Raw genomic sequence first — 14944 nt, forward strand, 5'->3', positions numbered from 1 at the left:
CCTCCGCGGGCCGGCCCCCTCGCGAGCCGGCCCGCCCCGTCCCACCCCGCACCACGAACGGAACCGCCATGCCCCTCTTCCTCTCCGACGCCGCCGTGATCACCATGGACCCGGTCTCGGGCGCCGTCCCGATCACGGCGAGCATCCGCATCGTCGACGAGCTGATCGTCGCGATCGGCCCGGGCCTCGTCCCCGAGCCGGGCGACGAGGTGATCGACGGGCGCGACCGCCTGGTCGTCCCCGGCTTCGTCAACGCCCACACCCACTCGTGGGAGTACCTCTACAAGGGCCGCTACGACAACCTGCCGCTCGAGCTGTGGATGCTGCTGTCGTACCCGATCCTCGGGAACAGCCGCGTCGCTCCGGATCTGGTGCGGCTGCGCTCGTCGCTCTTCGCCCTCGAATCGCTGAAGGCCGGGGTCACGACCCTGGTCGACGACGTGCTCGAGAACCCGGACCAGGACGCGGAGCAGCTCGCCGCGGTCTTCGACGCGTACGACGAGATCGGAGTCCGCGCCAACATCTCGGGCCACGTCATCAGCAGGCCCTTCCACGAGACGATGCCGTTCCTCGAGGAGTACGTGCCCGCGGAGATCCTCGACCAGGCGCGGTCGGCGTCGCGCCCGACGACGGAGGGCTACCTCGCCTTCAGCCGCGAGGCGTTCGCGACCCAGCACGGGAGGGGAGGCGGGCGGCTGCGCTACATGGTCGCCCCGTCCGCTCCTCAGCGGTGCGGGCCCGAGCTGCTCGTGGGGGCGACCGAGCTGGCGCTCGAGCACGGGGCGGAGTGCCACATCCACGTCCTCGAGACGAAGACGCAGCTGGTGACCGGCGAGCTGTCCTACGGCTCGACCCTGGTCGAGTACATGGAGCGGATCGGCGCGCTCTCGCCGAACACGACCTTCGCCCACGGGATCTGGCTCACCGACTCCGACATGGAGCGGATCGCCGCCGCCGGCACGTCCGTCTCGCACAACCCGATCTCGAACCTCAAGCTCGGCTCGGGCATCGCCCCGTGGCGCGCGCTGCACGACGCGGGCGTGAACCTCGGCCTCGGCACCGACGGCTGCTCGAGCAGCGACACTCCGCGCATGCTCGACGTCGTGAAGGCCGCGGCGCTCCTGCACAAGGTCACGGATCCGGACATCGCCACCTGGCCGACCGTGTCCGAGGTGCTCACGGCCGGAACGATCGGAGGCGCGCGCAGCGCCGTGCTCGACGGCGTCACCGGCAGCATCGAGGTCGGCAAGCAGGCCGACCTCGTCGTCTACGACCTCGAGACGCTGAACTTCACCCCGCGCCAGCGGCTCGAGAACCAGCTCGTCTACTCCGAGAACGGCTCGTCGATCGACACCGTGATCGTCGCGGGCCGGATCGTCGTCTCGAAGGGCGTCTCGACCACCGTCGACGAGGCGGCCCTCCGCGCGGATCTCGCCGCGCAGCTGGGGGAGATCGTGGCCTGGCAGGACTCGCTGGACCGCACGAACGGCGTGCTCACCGAGCCGTTCCGGCGGATGTACGAGCGGGCGATGCGCCACGACGCCCCCGTCGACCGCTTCAGCGGCCGCCGGCTGGTCTGAGGGCGGGCCGGCTCCCGGCGGACTCCCGGCTCGGCACACGGACGGGCGGGGGCGCGGCTCCAGTAGGTTGCGCACATGAGGTGGCGAGCGGGAGCGGTGGCGGTGCTCGTCCTCGCGCTCGCCGGGTGCACCGCGCCGGCCGACCCCGAGCCGACGACCGGGCCCACGGCCGCCCCCGTCTCCGGGCCGGTGGTCGGCGGCTACGGCGACCTGCACGTCGCGCCCGACGGGTCGATGATGTTCTGCTACTCCGACCCCGACCCGGGATTCACGGGCGTCTGGCGGGAGTGCCAGGACGGGATCGGCACCGTGGGCGTCGACCCGGCCGCGATCGACGCGACCCTCGGGGAGACGGCGACGGCCGATCCGGGCGGGCACCGCTGGGTCGGCGCGGCGGCCGGGAAGCGCACCGCCGAGGACGGCACCGATGTCTACACCGTCTTCCTCGCGGGCACGCGCACGGACGACGCCTTCACCGTGACGGCGGTCGGCGAGGGCTCCTACCGCGTGTCGTCCGAGTACCAGGAGCTGCAGCCGGGAGTGCCGGGCGGGTTCCTGGTCCGGCTCGAGCCGATCGGCTGAGCGGGGGCGCCGGCGCGGGCGGAGGAGCCGAGCGGGGTGCAGCGGCCGGGAGGGGCGGAGTCGGCGGACTCGCGCACCCCCCGCCCCTCACAGCGGGCGCGGCCGGTACCGCTCGATCAGCGCGTCGAACAGGCCGTTCATCCGCTCGTCGACCACGCGGCGCGACTCGTCGGCGTCGTACCACTCCACGATCTCGCGGGCGCCGTCGCTGAAGCGCACCGAGGGGGAGTACGCCGGGACGAGGCGGCGGATCTTCGCGTTGTCGAACACCATCGAGTGCGCCTTGTCGCCGACGATCCCGGCACCGAGCTCGGGGTCGGCGGCGGCGATCGCGTCGGAGGCGACGTGCACGAGGCGCGGCTCGACTCCGGCCGCCGCGGCGAGGTCGTGGTGGATCTCGTCCCAGGTCGGCGTCTCGTCGCCGGTGATGTGGAAGGCCTCGCCGATCGCGGCGGAGGCGCCGAGGAGGCCGACCAGGCCGACGGCGACGTCGTCGGCGTGCGTGAGCGTCCAGAGCGAGGTGCCGTCGCCGAGGACGACCACCTCCTGGCCGCGGCGCATCCGGTCGACGACGGTCCAGCCTCCATCGACGGGCAGCGCGGTGCGGTCGTAGGTGTGCGAGGGGCGGACGATCGTGACCGGGAAGCCGCTCGCGCGGTACTCGGCCACGAGCAGGTCCTCGCACGCGATCTTGTCGCGGGAGTACTGCCAGTAGGGGTTCCGGAGCGGAGTCGACTCGGTGACCGGGAGGCTGCGCGGCGGCTTCTGGTAGGCCGAGGCCGAGCTGATGAAGACGTACTGGCCCGTGCGGCCGGCGAACAGGTCGATGTCCTGCTGCACGTGCTCGGGCGTGAAGGCGACGAAGTCGATCACGGCGTCGAAGGTCTTGTCGCCGAGGGCGGCGGTGACGGAGTCGCGGTCGCGGCCGTCGGCCTGCACCTCGCGGACGCCCTCGGGCAGCGGGCGGAGCGACGTCCGCCCCCGGTTCAGCACGGTCACGTCGTGGCCGAGCTGCAGCGCCTCGCGGACGCAGGCGGCGCTGATGATGCCCGTCCCGCCGATGAACAGCACGCTGAGCGACATGGATCCTCCTCCGGCGGCGCCCGCGGCGGACGCCTCCCGACCCGATTCCCCCACATCGGGACGCCGCACGCGAGTCCCTTGACCCGGCTACCGCTCGACGGGACGCCGTTGCTCGTCCTCCGGCTCGGGGGCGAGCAGCGCCTCCGGAGCGGCCGCCGCGGTCTGCACGTCGGGTGCCGTCCGCTGCTCGAGGGAGCGCCCCCAGGCCGTGCCCGCGAGGATCAGCGCGATGCCGAGGAAGCCGACCGGCGCGATCGGGTCGCGGGCGAGCGCGACTCCGACGACCGCGGCCCACACCGGCTCGGTGCCCAGCAGGAGGCTGACGCGGGAGGGGGAGGTGCGGCGGACCGCCCACGTCTGCACGAGGAAGCCGAAGACGGTGCAGACCAGGACGAGGTAGAGCAACAGGCCGGCGCCCACGGGGTCGAGCCCCGCGACGTACTCGGGGATCGGCACGCCGACGACGAGCGACGCGGCGCTGAAGACGACGGCGCAGGTGCCGAGCTGCACCGTGGTCAGGCGGAGGGAGTCCATCGGCGCTCGCGCCGAGAGGCGGTGCATCGACGTGACGTGCACGGCCCGCACGACGGCGGCGCCGAGGATCAGCAGGTCGCCGGGGGAGAGCGGGCGGAGGGAGCCGTTGCCCGCGAGCAGCGCGACCCCGACGACCGCGACGAGGCATGCGAGCAGGAAGCGGCCCGGGAGTCGGCGCTTCGAGACGGCGGAGTCGAGGATCGGCGTGATCACGATCGTCAGGCTGATGATGAGGCCCGCGTTGGTGGCGGAGGTGCCGGCGATGCCGTAGGTCTCGAGCGCGAAGATCGTCGCGAGCAGCGCCCCGATGGTCACGCCGACCCGCCACTCCGCCGCGGTGATCCGGTGCCGCCGCGCCGCGACGATCACGGCCAGGCACAGGGCGGCGAGGGTCATCCGCGAGCCGAGCAGCGCCATCACGCTCGAGTCGGTGACGAGCTCCTTCGCCGCGAAGTAGGTCGAGCCCCAGGAGGCGGCGACCACGAGCAGGAGGAGGTCGACCCGGAAGCGGGAGAGGAGAGCGTGCACGGCTCATCGTGGCGGCACGGAGACCCGAAGGACAAGACTGCATCTTCTTCGCCGACGCGTAAGTTGGAACTCATGGAACTCGGACAGCTCAGGGCTCTGCGGGAGCTCGGCGAGCGCGGGAGCATCGCCGCCGTCGCCGCCGCGATGCGGGTGTCCCCCTCCTCCGTCTCGCAGCAGATCAGCGCGCTGCAGCGCCGCACTCCGACGGCCCTGACCTTCCGCGACGGGCGCCGGACCGCGCTGACCCCCGCCGGCCGCGCTCTCGCGGCGGCCGTGGTCGAGGTGGAGGTGGCGCTCGAGCGCGCGGCCCGGGCGGTCGCGGACTTCGAGGGGGAGCCGAGCGGCACGGTCTCGGTCGCCGCGTTCCACAGCGCGGGGCTGGCGATGTTCGGCCCGCTGCTGGAGGCGCTGCGCGCACCGGGTCGGCCGGGCGTCGCGCTCGCCGACTTCGACGTGGCGCAGAGCGCCTTCGCCGGGCTGACCGCGGATCACGACCTGGTCGTCGCGCACCGGCTCGCCGGCAGCGCCGAGTGGCCCGGGACCGTGCGCTCCACGCCCCTCCTCTTCGAGCCGCTCGACCTCGCGCTGCGGCGCGACCATCCGCTCGCCGCGAAGGACGTCGTCCGCCCCGCCGACCTCCGCGACGAGGAGTGGGTCGCGGTGCACGAGGGCTTCCCCCTGGAGCGGGCGATCGACGCCATCGCGGTCCTCGCGGGCGGCGAAGCGCGCATCCCGCACCGGATCAACGACTTCCTGGTCGCGGCGGCGGTCGTGTCGGCGGGCGACGGCGTGGCGCTGCTGCCGCGGTACACGACCGACCTGCGGCGCACGCCGGAGGTGGTGCTGCGGCCGCTCGGGATCCCGGGGCTAGGCCGCCACATCGACTGCCTCGCCCGGCCCGAGACGCTGGAGCGCTCGGCCGTGCGGGCCGTGCTCGAGCAGCTGACGGGGATCGCCGCGGGGCTCGCCGCCGCGCCGTAGCATCGTGCCGTGCACCGCCTGATCGAGACCACGGCCGGAGACCCGGCCGCCACGGACCTCTTCGCCCTGCAGGAGGCCGACCTCCTCGCCCGCTACGGCGGCGACGACACCGGTCCGCGCCCTCCCGCCGACGCTCCGACCCTGCTGCTCGAGGTCGACGGCGGGCTCGTCGGCTGCGTGGCGCTCGCGGTCGAGGACGGGATCGGCGAGATCAAGCGGATGTTCGTGGTGAGCGCCGCGCGGGGCCGCGGGCTCAGCCGCGTGCTGCTCGCCGGCGTCGAGCGGCTGGCGGCCCGCGAGGGCGTGGAGCTGCTCCGACTGGTCACCGGCACGGAGCAGCCGGAGGCGATGGCGCTCTACGCGAGCGCCGGCTACGACCCGATCGCGGGCTACGGCTACTGGGGCGACGAGCCGAGCGCGCGCTGCTACGCGAAGCGGCTCGACCGCGAGGCGCTGCTCGCCGACGCGGGCTGACGCCGGGCTGACGCCGGGCTGATGCCGGGCTGGCCGTTCGGCCGTCGGGGCGTGACGCCGGGTTGACGCCGGGCTGCCCGTTCGGCCGTCGCGGGCCGGCGCCGGACTGACGTCGGGTTCTGCGCTCGGCCGTCGCGGGCTCTCCGGGCCGCTCGGTCCAGGGTGCTCGCGAGTCGGGCCGCCCGCTCGGAGGGTCCGTATCGGCGAGTCCGACGGGGCATCTGCGACGTCGTGCACGACTGGTCGGCGCTGCGGAGAAGTCGCTGAGGATGAGGCGCGGGGGGCGCGGCGCGCCGCCTCAGGGCAGGTTCGCGCCAGAGCGGCCTCGAGCGGCGTGCCCCGTCGCGGAGCAGGCGACTCTGTCGGAGCGGCACGGGCATCCTCCCGCGCCTCTCACCCGACTCTGCCCCCGATACCCAGGGGTGCACGATGACAGAAGGACTCCGATGCAGAACGAAGACACCAGCACGCCGACCGGCGCCCCCGATCGTCTGACCCAGCGCCGAACCGTGGTGAAGGGCGCCGCATGGGCGATTCCTGTTGTGGCCGCCTCGATCGCCGCTCCGATGGCGTCGGCCTCGACCGCCCCCCAGTGCGCCCTGCAGGACGCGCAGCGCATCGACGCCACCTCGACCACCGCGCTCGCGGCCCGGACGATCCCCGTGCCCGCGGGAACCCAGTGGGTCCGCTTCACGGCGGTCGGCGGAGACGGCGGCGGCGTCCGCACCGGGTCGGACGTCACCAGCGCCGGTGCGCGGGTGACGGGCACCATCCCCGTCGACGCGCTCGGCGGAGCGTCCGAGATCGTCATCACCGCGGGCTCGGGCGGCAGCAACCAGGCCGGCGGCCGGGGGCTCGGCAACGGCGGGGCTCCGGGCACTCCGGGCTACATCGGCTCCGGAGGAGGGGGCGGGGCCAGCGGGATCACCGCCGCGGGCTCCCTGCTCGTCATCGCGGGCGGCGGCGGCGGTAGCGCAGCCGGCTTCACCTCGAACGACTTCACCCGGTCCGCCCGCGTCGGGCCGAACGCGGGGTCCGGCGGCCCCGTCGGCGGCTCCGGCTACGACAGCGCCGTCTCGCGCGCGGACAGCAGCACCGGCTCCACGGAGCAGGCCCCGAGCACCGGCGGAAGCCAGACCGGGCCGGGGCAGCCCGGTGTGACGACGGTCAACGTGACCGAGACGGTTCTCGGCAGCCCGGGCTCCGGGCGCGACGGCGGTGCCGGCGCAGCGAGGACGAACGCGAGCCGCCAGGTGACCTATGCGTCCGGTGGTGGCGGCGGCGGTTACTTCGGCGGTGCCGGCGGTGGCACCTCCCTGTGGGTGCGCGGTGGCGGCTCCTACGCGGCCAACGCGTCGACGGGCGCAGGAGGCAGCAGCTTCGCCGCGTCCGGCGTGACCGTCGAGAACTCCGACGTCGACACCCGTTCGCAGACGATGGGCTACGTGGAGGTCGCCTTCTTCGTCTGCGAGTAGCGCCTGCCCGAAGGCCAGACGAGCCTCCGTGGTCACCCGCTCAGGCGTGCGACCACGGAGGCTCGTCGTCGTCACCGTCCGCTCCACGTCGTCCCCGTCCTCCCGATGTCCCATCACCATATCAGTATGGGGCGGGAGGCGCCAGACCTCACTCCTCCTGCGGTTCCGCGCCGTCGTGCTGCAGGCGCACCAGGACGCGGCGGAGGTGCATCGCCGCGAGGACGCCGGGCCCGAGGGTCCGGGAGGTCGCGGCGGTCCGCTCGTCGACGACCTGCACGAGGTGCCGGATCGCGCGGGCCGCGCCCCCGATCGCCCGGTGCGCGGCGGGGGACCCGACGTCGTCGCGATCGATCGCGTCGGCGACCGCCCGGCAGGCCTCGCTCAGCGGCGGGCCGAGCGCCGGATCGAACGGGAGCGCGCCCGGCCGCTCCCAGATGGTGTCCGCGAGGGCGCCGCTCAGATCGCGGACGTGGAAGAGGATCGCGTCGAGCGTCTCGAGGCGGAGGTGGTCGGGTCGGGAGTCGCGCCGGTGCAGCAGTGCGCGCGGGTTGCCCTTGCGGCTCTCGTCCGCGTCCGCGAGGGCCGCGCGGACCTCCTCCGCCGTCCGGGCCAGCTCCTCGCCGTTGCGCGCCCACGCCTCGTGCTCGGGCGGCCACGTCTCCTCGAGCGCGGCGGCCAGCTGGCGCAGGTGCTCCGCGAGCTCGCGCTGGAACGCGTCGACCCGGGCGGACGCCGCCTCGACGGTGAGCCCGGGGGCGACGACCACGTTCACCAGCAGCCCCACCACCACGCCCACCGCCATCTGCACGAGGTAGCCGAGGGAGTAGTCCTCGGCGTCGGCCCCGCCGATGATGAGCACGAAGAGGGCCGCCATCGGCACGTACTCGCGGCCCGCGCCGAACCACCCCGTCCCCGAGAGGACCACGCCGATCCCGACGACGAGCGGGATCGTCCACCAGGTCGGTCCGACGGTGACGACCACGAGGGCGGCGAGGCCGATCCCCGCCGCGAGCCCGAGCAGGGTCTGCAGTCCGGTGCGGACCGAGCCCATCAAGGTCGGGTACATGCTGACGAGGGCGCCGAGCGGCGCGTAGTACGGGTACTGCTCCGCGACTCCGGGAGCGAGCGGCGCGACGGCCCAGGCGATGCCGACCGCCAGCGCCGTCTTGAGAGCGAGCATGAGGCGCGAGCCGGTGACCGCCTCCCGCCAGGCGAGGGCGGCGCGGGACGTCCGGGTGCGGGGCATCCCGGCACCCTAGGCGAGGGGCGCGGACCGTCTCTCCCCTCTTGACAGCGGCGGCGGAGGCGCGAGCGGCGGTGGAAGAAAGAGGACGGCGGCTCGGGACGGCGGTGCTGATCACGACTCACGACGAACGTCCGATCCGGCCCACGTCGCCTGCGCCGTTCCACGGGGCGCCGCGGATCCTTCCTCCGTGACGAGAGCGACCGCGCGGACCGCAGGCGCCGTGAAGTGATGCCACCCCCGCTCACGGGGGCCGTTGAGTTTGCGCAGACGCCCTGTTACCGTGAACAAACCGTGCAGCTGGCGGCGTCGGAGGCCTCGAGGTGGAGGTCGCGCCGGATCCTGCGAGTCACGGCGAGTTCTTCTCCGAGGTCCACCGGGCCTCTCCTGTTGGCGCCCTCCGGCGCCTCTCCGCAGCCCCCCCCGCCCCCGGGGGCGCGCCGCTCACGGTGCGCCTCCGGGCCCCACGCCGCCCCTGACGATGGAGTCACGATGACGACCGCATCGACGCCCGTCGACGCCGAGCTCCCCCGATCCGCGGGGCTCCGGCGCCGCCACACGGCCGGGCTGCTGATCCTCCTCGCCGCGGTGGCTCCGCTGCCCTTCACCGCCGCCTCCCCGGCCGTCGCCCTCGGCAAGCCGACCTCCACCGACCCGATCGCGCCGGACACCGCCGACCCCGCGATCGAGTTCCACGACGGCGACTGCTCCATGGTCGCGACAGCCCGGGCAACCCCGTCGTGATGCGGAAGGCGCCCACCCTCGCGGCACTCGGCACCACCGCCCCGACCACCGGGTACACCGACACGAACCCCGGCGGCTGATCCCTCGTGCCGGTCGAGCAGCTGCCCCTCCCTGCCGGTCGAGCAGCCGCCCGGCGGCGTATCGAGCCCTTCGTGCTCCGCACACAGGCTCCGACACGCCCCTGACGGCGCTGCTCGACCCAGCAGGGCTCGGCACCCCGAGATCCTCTCCCCCTCCCTGAACCGCACCACTCCACTGAAGGAGCACCATGCCCCCCACCACCACACCCGCGCGGCGAGCGCCGCTGCGCGCAGCGCTCGCCGCGCTCGGCCTCGGAGCAGTGCTGCTCTCGGGCCTCGTCGCCCCGGCTCCGGCCGCGCAGGCGGCCGATGCCGTGATCCCGCAGCAGGGCCTCCTCGCCGACTACCGGTTCACGCAGACCACCGGCAGCACGGTCCCGAACACCGTGAGCGGAGGCGTGGGAGCCGCCACCGTCCGCAACGCGACCGACGCGCTCTGGACCGGCACGTCGCTCCGCCTCACCGGCGGCCCCAAGAGCAGCACCACCGCCCCCTGGGTGCAGCTGCCCGCGAACCTGCTGACCGGTCGCTCGTCGGCCACCGTCACGATCGAGACCCGCGCCGACGCGTCGATGCTCTCGAACTTCCACTTCCTGTGGAACATCGGCAGCGACAGCACGAACCAGTACTGGTTCGCGTCCGTCCGCGATCGCGTGCGCACCGCGATCACGACCAGCGGAGGGAACGGCGAGAACAACGCCCGCAGCGCCTCCGCCCTCACCGCCGACCGCTGGTACAGCCTCACGTCGGTGATCGACGGCAGCGCCGGCACGATCTCGTTCTTCGTCGACGGCGTCCAGGTCGCCTCGGCGCCCACCGCCCTGCGCCCCTCGTCGGTGGCCGACCAGTCGCTCAACACGATCGGCCGCGCACCGTACCCCGACCCGTTCTACACGGGCGAGGTCTCGGCGTTCCGCGTCTACGACCGCGCGCTCACCGGGGCGGAGGTGGTGGCCGTGTCGAGCGTCGACGCGAAGCCTCACGCCTCCACGTTCTCCCCGATCGCCGCCGCCGTGCTGGCCGGGGTCGCCCCGCTCACCGTCGACGACTCGACCACGAACCTGCCCGACTACGGAGGAGCGGTGACCTGGTCCTCCAGCGACCCGACCCTGCGCGTCTCGGCCGACGGCCGCACCCTCAGCGCCGACCGCCCCGCCGTGGGCCAGGCCGCGCGCACCTCGTCGCTCACCGCGACGGCGTCGATCCGCGGAATCGTGCAGACCCGCTCGATCGCCGTGACGGTCGAGCCGCAGGTCGGCGTCGACACCCCCTACGGCTACCTGATGGTCCACTTCGTCGAGGACTCCCAGGGCTACGCCGAGAAGATCTACCTCGACGTCTCCCGCGGCGACGACCCGGAGAAGTGGGACCCGCTCAACGGCGCGAAGCCGATCCTGGCCTCCGACCTCGGCACCACCGGTGTCCGCGACCCGTACCTGACCTACAACCCCGACACGAAGAAGTACTACATCATCGCCACGGACCTCCGCGTCTTCGGCGGCGACCGGGGCCCCAGCACCTGCGACACCTGGTGCTACTGGACCACCAAGGGCAGCACGAAGATGAACGTCTGGGAGTCGAGCGACCTCGTGTCGTGGAGCGACGTCCGCCAGTTCGACGTGGCGCTCGACGCCGCGGGGACGAAGAAGCTCGAGGCCGGCATGATGTGGGCTCCCGAGGCCACGTGGGTGCCGGACTACGCGGGACCCGGCAAGGGCGCGTTCGTCGTCTACTGGTCCTCGACGGTCTACCCGACCGCGGCGCACACGCCGGGCACCGGATCCTCCCGCGTGCTCTGGGGAGCGACCACGGACTTCACGCAGGCCACCTACTCGTACGGCGGCACCTTCATCGACACCGGGGCCGACACGATCGACACCACGCTGATCCAGGACTCCGGCACGACCTACCGGATCTCGAAGGACAACGGCACCGGCAAGGGCATCTACATGGAGTCGACCACCTCGGCGACCTGGTGGCTGCCGACGACCTCGTGGACGCAGATCCAGTCGCGCATCGGCGCGGTGTGGTCCGGCGGCAACCCCGGTGGGGTCGAGGGCCCCGCGGTGTTCAAGGACCACGGCGAGGACACCTGGTACCTGTACGTCGACGTGATCCCCGCGACCGGCTACAAGCCGATGGTGACGAACGACCTCGACACGGGCTGGACCCAGCTCACCGACCCGGGCTTCTCGCTCGCCTCGTCGACCAAGCACGGCGGCATCGTCTCGCTGACCGCGGGGCAGTACGCCGAGGTCCGCTCGGCCGACGCCGCCTCCGCGGTCCGCTCGGACCTCGGCGAGGTGACGGTCGCCTCCGGCACCGACGCCGCGGCGGCTCTGCCCGCCCGCGCCGACGTCGTGCTCGCCTACAACCGGGGCACCGCCTCGCAGCCGGTCACCTGGAACACCTCCGCGGTGGCGACGGCGCCCGGCCGCTACTCCGTCACCGGAGTCGTCCGCACGATCGGTGCGAACGACAACCAGTGGGTGGGCGCGAACGGATCGACGGCCTACAACGCCGCCGACCGTCGGCTCTCGAGCTCCACGGCCGTCACGGTCACCGCGACCGTGGTGGTGACGGCACCGACCTCGACGCTCACCGCGTCCACCCGCTGCGTCGCGGGCAAGGTCGTCCTCACCGGAGTGGTGAAGAACACGGGCACGACGCCCCTCTCGGTCGTCATCCGCTCGCCGTTCGGCGCCTCGCAGACGCTGACCGCCGCCCCCGGCGCCAGCGCCTCGGCCGCCTTCACCACCCGTCAGGCCTCGGTCCCGGCCGCCTCGCTCACCGCGGGCGCCCTGACCGCGGCCTACCCGGCGCGCACCTGCTGACGCACGCGCGCCGCTGACGCCGAGACGGCCCGCCCCCGCCGAGACACCGCCCCACCGCGGTGCCTCGGCCGGGAGCGGGCCGTCTCGGCGTCGAGCGCCTCGGAGCTCCGCGGCGGCCGCCCCACATCCCGGCACGGCAGGCTGTACGGATGAGCGCGCCTGGAACCACCGACCCCCTCGACCACGTCCGCGTGCGCGGCGCCCGCGAGAACAACCTCCGGAGCATCGACGTCGACGTGCCGCGCGACGCCCTCGTCGCCTTCACGGGGGTCTCCGGATCGGGCAAGAGCTCGCTCGCCTTCGGCACGCTCTACGCGGAGGCGCAGCGCCGCTACTTCGAGTCGGTCGCCCCCTACGCGCGGCGGCTGATCGACCAGGTCGGCGTGCCGGACGTCGACTCTATCGAGGGCCTGCCGCCGGCCGTCGCCCTCCCGCAGCGGCGCTCCGGAGGCTCGGCCCGCTCCACGGTCGGCAGTGCGACGACGCTCTCGAGCGTGGTGCGGATGGTGTTCTCGCGCATCGGCGCCTACCCCGAGGGCGCGCCGATGCTGCTCGCGGAGGACTTCTCGGCCAACACCGTGCAGGGCGCCTGCCCGAGCTGCCACGGCATCGGCCGGGTCTACGACGTCCCCGACGAGCTGATGGTGCCGGACGACTCGCTCTCGATCCGCGACGGGGCGCTCGCCGCCTGGCCGACCGCCTGGCACGGCAAGCAGCTGCGCGACAGCCTGATCTCGCTCGGACACGACATCGACGCTCCGTGGCGCGACCTGCCCGCGGAGGACCGCGACTGGATCCTGCACACTCCCGACTCCCCGCAGGTTCCCGTGTGGACCGACCGCTCTCCCGCGGAGGTGCGCGCGGCCGTGGCGGCCGGTGACGAGCCGCGCTACATGAGCACGTTCCTCGGGGTGCGCCGCTACGTGCTCGACACCTTCGCCGGCTCGAAGAGCGCCCGGATGCGCGAGCGCGCGGCCTCGTTCGTCGTCAGCGTCGCCTGCCCGGTGTGCGGCGGCCAGAGGCTGAAGCCCGACGCGCTCGCCGTCACCTTCGAGGGGCTCGACATCACCGAGCTGTCAGCGCTCCCGCTCGAGGAGCTGGTCGTCGTCGCGCGGCGCGTGCTGGAGCCCGGCTGGACCCCGGCCGACGGCGCTCCGCAGACCCGCCTGGCCGCGCAGCGGCTGGTCGAGGACCTCGTCGCCCGCCTCGCGCCGATCGTCGACCTGGGCCTCGGCCACCTCTCGCTCGACCGCTCCACGCCGACGCTCTCCTCGGGGGAGCTCCAGCGGATGCGCCTCGCAACGCAGGTGCTCTCGCGCCTCTTCGGCGTCGTCTTCGTGCTCGACGAGCCGTCCACGGGCCTGCACCCCGCCGACACGGAGGCGCTGCTCGGCATCCTGCGGACCCTGCGGGCGACCGGCAACACCGTCTTCTTCGTCGAGCACTCCCTCGACGTCATCCGCGAGGCCGACTGGATCGTCGACATCGGCCCGGGCGCGGGGTCGGGGGGCGGCACCGTCGTCTACTCCGGCCCGCTCGACGGCCTGCCGGGCGCCCGCGACTCCGTCACCCGCCGCTACCTCTTCCCCGAGGGCGACCCGGCGCCGCTGCGCTCCCGCCGCACCGCGGAGCAGTGGATCGAGCTCGCCGGAGTCTCGCGGCACACGCTCGACGACCTCTCCGTCGCGTTCCCGGTCGGGGTTCTCACCGCGGTCACCGGCGTCTCCGGATCGGGCAAGTCGACGCTCGTGAACCAGGCGCTGCCCGATCTGCTGCGCGCCTCGCTCCGCGCCGACGTCGCCGAGGACGCGCCGGCCGAGGAGGGTGGGGAGGCGGACCCGCTGCTCGACGCGGCTGCGGCGGCGACCCGCGGCACCGCCTCCGGGCCCGCGGACCGCCTGCGCCGGGTGGTGCAGGTGACCCAGACCCCGATCGGCCGGACCTCGCGCTCGAACGTCGCGACCTACACGGGCCTGTTCGACCGGGTGCGGACGCTCTTCGCGGCCACACCGGAGGCGAAGCGCCGCCGCTTCTCGGCGAGCCGCTTCTCCTTCAACCTGCCCAGCGGGCGCTGCCCCGTCTGCAAGGGCGAGGGCTCCGTGGAGGTGGAGCTGCTGTTCCTCCCGACCGTCGAGGCGCCCTGCACGGCGTGCGGCGGCACCCGGTACAACGACGAGACCCTCGAGGTCACCCTGGGCGGCCGGACGATCGCCGACGTCCTCGCGCTGAGCGTCGCCGATGCGCGCGAGGCCTTCGCCGAGGACCGCGAGGTCGCCCGCCACCTCGACGCGCTGGTGGACGTGGGGCTCGGCTACGTCTCGCTCGGCCAGCCGGCGCCCGAGCTGTCCGGGGGAGAGGCGCAGCGGGTGAAGCTCGCCTCGGAGCTGCGTCGCGCCCAGCGCGGGGACACGCTCTACCTGCTCGACGAGCCGACGTCGGGCCTGCACCCCGCCGACGCCGACCGCCTGCTCGAGCACCTGCAGCACCTGGTCGACGCGGGCAACACGGTGATCGTCGTCGAGCACGACATGCGCGTCGTCGCCGACGCGGACTGGGTCGTGGACCTCGGCCCGGGAGCGGGCCGGGCCGGCGGCTCGGTGGTCGCGACGGGCACTCCGGAGGAGGTCGCCGAGGCCGCGGGCAGCCGCACCGCTCCGTACCTCCGGGCGGCTCTGGACCGGCGCCGCTGAGCACCCGAGGACCCTGTCAGTCCTCTCACCGAAACCTCACCGAAAACAGTTGTTAACGGTAACATTCGAGGCGGCCCGCCCCCCTGGGCCGGATTTCTCAACGACGAGAGGCCTCA

At 73.8% G+C, this 14944-nt stretch carries 11 protein-coding genes; 8 read left to right on the forward strand and 3 right to left on the reverse strand.

Features of this window, described 5'->3' with window-relative positions; genetic code table 11:
- Positions 1-68 precede the first annotated feature (68 nt).
- On the forward strand, positions 69-1580 hold the full coding sequence (locus C5C33_RS05730) for an amidohydrolase family protein (protein WP_104248340.1): 1512 nt from the start codon (positions 69-71) through the stop codon (positions 1578-1580).
- A 75-nt stretch (positions 1581-1655) separates the two neighbouring features.
- Complete coding sequence (locus tag C5C33_RS05735; protein WP_146082447.1) at positions 1656-2162, forward strand: hypothetical protein; 507 nt, start codon at positions 1656-1658, stop codon at positions 2160-2162.
- A gap of 87 nt (positions 2163-2249) precedes the next feature.
- On the opposite strand, the gene C5C33_RS05740 is transcribed toward C5C33_RS05735, so the two are convergent.
- Together C5C33_RS05740 and C5C33_RS05745 are read right to left on the reverse strand one after the other, a co-directional pair.
- On the reverse strand, positions 2250-3245 hold the full coding sequence (locus tag C5C33_RS05740; RefSeq protein WP_104248338.1) for an SDR family oxidoreductase: 996 nt from the start codon (positions 3243-3245) through the stop codon (positions 2250-2252).
- Positions 3246-3332: 87 nt separating this feature from the next.
- The gene (locus C5C33_RS05745; RefSeq protein WP_219814111.1) at positions 3333-4307 is read right to left on the reverse strand and encodes a DMT family transporter; all 975 of its coding nucleotides are present in this window, start codon (positions 4305-4307) and stop codon (positions 3333-3335) included.
- 72 nt (positions 4308-4379) lie between these two features.
- Between C5C33_RS05745 and C5C33_RS05750 the strand changes: the two genes are divergently transcribed.
- The 3 genes from C5C33_RS05750 to C5C33_RS05760 all read left to right on the forward strand — a co-directional run bounded on the left by C5C33_RS05750 (position 4380) and on the right by C5C33_RS05760 (position 7237).
- Positions 4380-5288, forward strand: coding sequence for a LysR family transcriptional regulator (locus C5C33_RS05750; protein WP_104260676.1), 909 nt, complete (start codon positions 4380-4382; stop codon positions 5286-5288).
- 9 nt (positions 5289-5297) lie between these two features.
- Positions 5298-5762: a GNAT family N-acetyltransferase gene (locus C5C33_RS05755; RefSeq protein WP_104226986.1), complete on the forward strand. Its 465-nt coding sequence runs from the start codon at positions 5298-5300 to the stop codon at positions 5760-5762.
- Positions 5763-6208: 446 nt separating this feature from the next.
- The gene (locus C5C33_RS05760) at positions 6209-7237 is read left to right on the forward strand and encodes a hypothetical protein (protein ID WP_104351504.1); all 1029 of its coding nucleotides are present in this window, start codon (positions 6209-6211) and stop codon (positions 7235-7237) included.
- Positions 7238-7385: 148 nt separating this feature from the next.
- Here C5C33_RS05760 and C5C33_RS05765 read toward each other — a convergent pair whose 3' ends face one another.
- Entirely contained in the window at positions 7386-8483 is a 1098-nt protein-coding gene (locus C5C33_RS05765; protein ID WP_104248337.1) for an aromatic acid exporter family protein, read from the reverse strand.
- A gap of 489 nt (positions 8484-8972) precedes the next feature.
- Here C5C33_RS05765 and C5C33_RS05770 point away from each other — a divergent pair, with 489 nt between their 5' ends.
- The 3 genes from C5C33_RS05770 (at position 8973) to C5C33_RS05780 (ending at position 14828) form a co-directional block, all read left to right on the forward strand.
- A complete protein-coding gene (locus C5C33_RS05770; RefSeq protein WP_104260639.1) occupies positions 8973-9224 on the forward strand; it encodes a hypothetical protein in 252 nt (83 codons plus the stop codon).
- 268 nt (positions 9225-9492) lie between these two features.
- Positions 9493-12138 carry a LamG-like jellyroll fold domain-containing protein gene (locus C5C33_RS05775; RefSeq protein WP_104248202.1) on the forward strand — a complete coding sequence of 882 codons (2646 nt, stop codon included), beginning with the start codon at positions 9493-9495 and terminating at the stop codon, positions 12136-12138.
- 149 nt (positions 12139-12287) lie between these two features.
- The gene (locus C5C33_RS05780; RefSeq protein WP_104260640.1) at positions 12288-14828 is read left to right on the forward strand and encodes an excinuclease ABC subunit UvrA; all 2541 of its coding nucleotides are present in this window, start codon (positions 12288-12290) and stop codon (positions 14826-14828) included.
- The last annotated feature ends 116 nt before the right edge of the window (positions 14829-14944 follow it).

The sequence above is a fragment of the Rathayibacter sp. AY1H3 genome (assembly GCF_002932015.1).

What these genes read in the sequence shown, in the direction of transcription:
- C5C33_RS05730 (WP_104248340.1), top strand. Translation starts at nt 69, where the DNA reads ATGCCCCTCTTCCTCTCCGACGCCGCCGTGATCACCATGGACCCGGTC.
- C5C33_RS05735 (WP_146082447.1), top strand. Translation starts at nt 1,656, where the DNA reads ATGAGGTGGCGAGCGGGAGCGGTGGCGGTGCTCGTCCTCGCGCTCGCC.
- C5C33_RS05740 (WP_104248338.1), bottom strand. Translation starts at nt 3,245, where the DNA reads ATGTCGCTCAGCGTGCTGTTCATCGGCGGGACGGGCATCATCAGCGCC.
- C5C33_RS05750 (WP_104260676.1), top strand. Translation starts at nt 4,380, where the DNA reads ATGGAACTCGGACAGCTCAGGGCTCTGCGGGAGCTCGGCGAGCGCGGG.
- C5C33_RS05760 (WP_104351504.1), top strand. Translation starts at nt 6,209, where the DNA reads ATGCAGAACGAAGACACCAGCACGCCGACCGGCGCCCCCGATCGTCTG.
- C5C33_RS05765 (WP_104248337.1), bottom strand. Translation starts at nt 8,483, where the DNA reads ATGCCCCGCACCCGGACGTCCCGCGCCGCCCTCGCCTGGCGGGAGGCG.
- C5C33_RS05770 (WP_104260639.1), top strand. Translation starts at nt 8,973, where the DNA reads ATGACGACCGCATCGACGCCCGTCGACGCCGAGCTCCCCCGATCCGCG.
- C5C33_RS05775 (WP_104248202.1), top strand. Translation starts at nt 9,493, where the DNA reads ATGCCCCCCACCACCACACCCGCGCGGCGAGCGCCGCTGCGCGCAGCG.
- C5C33_RS05780 (WP_104260640.1), top strand. Translation starts at nt 12,288, where the DNA reads ATGAGCGCGCCTGGAACCACCGACCCCCTCGACCACGTCCGCGTGCGC.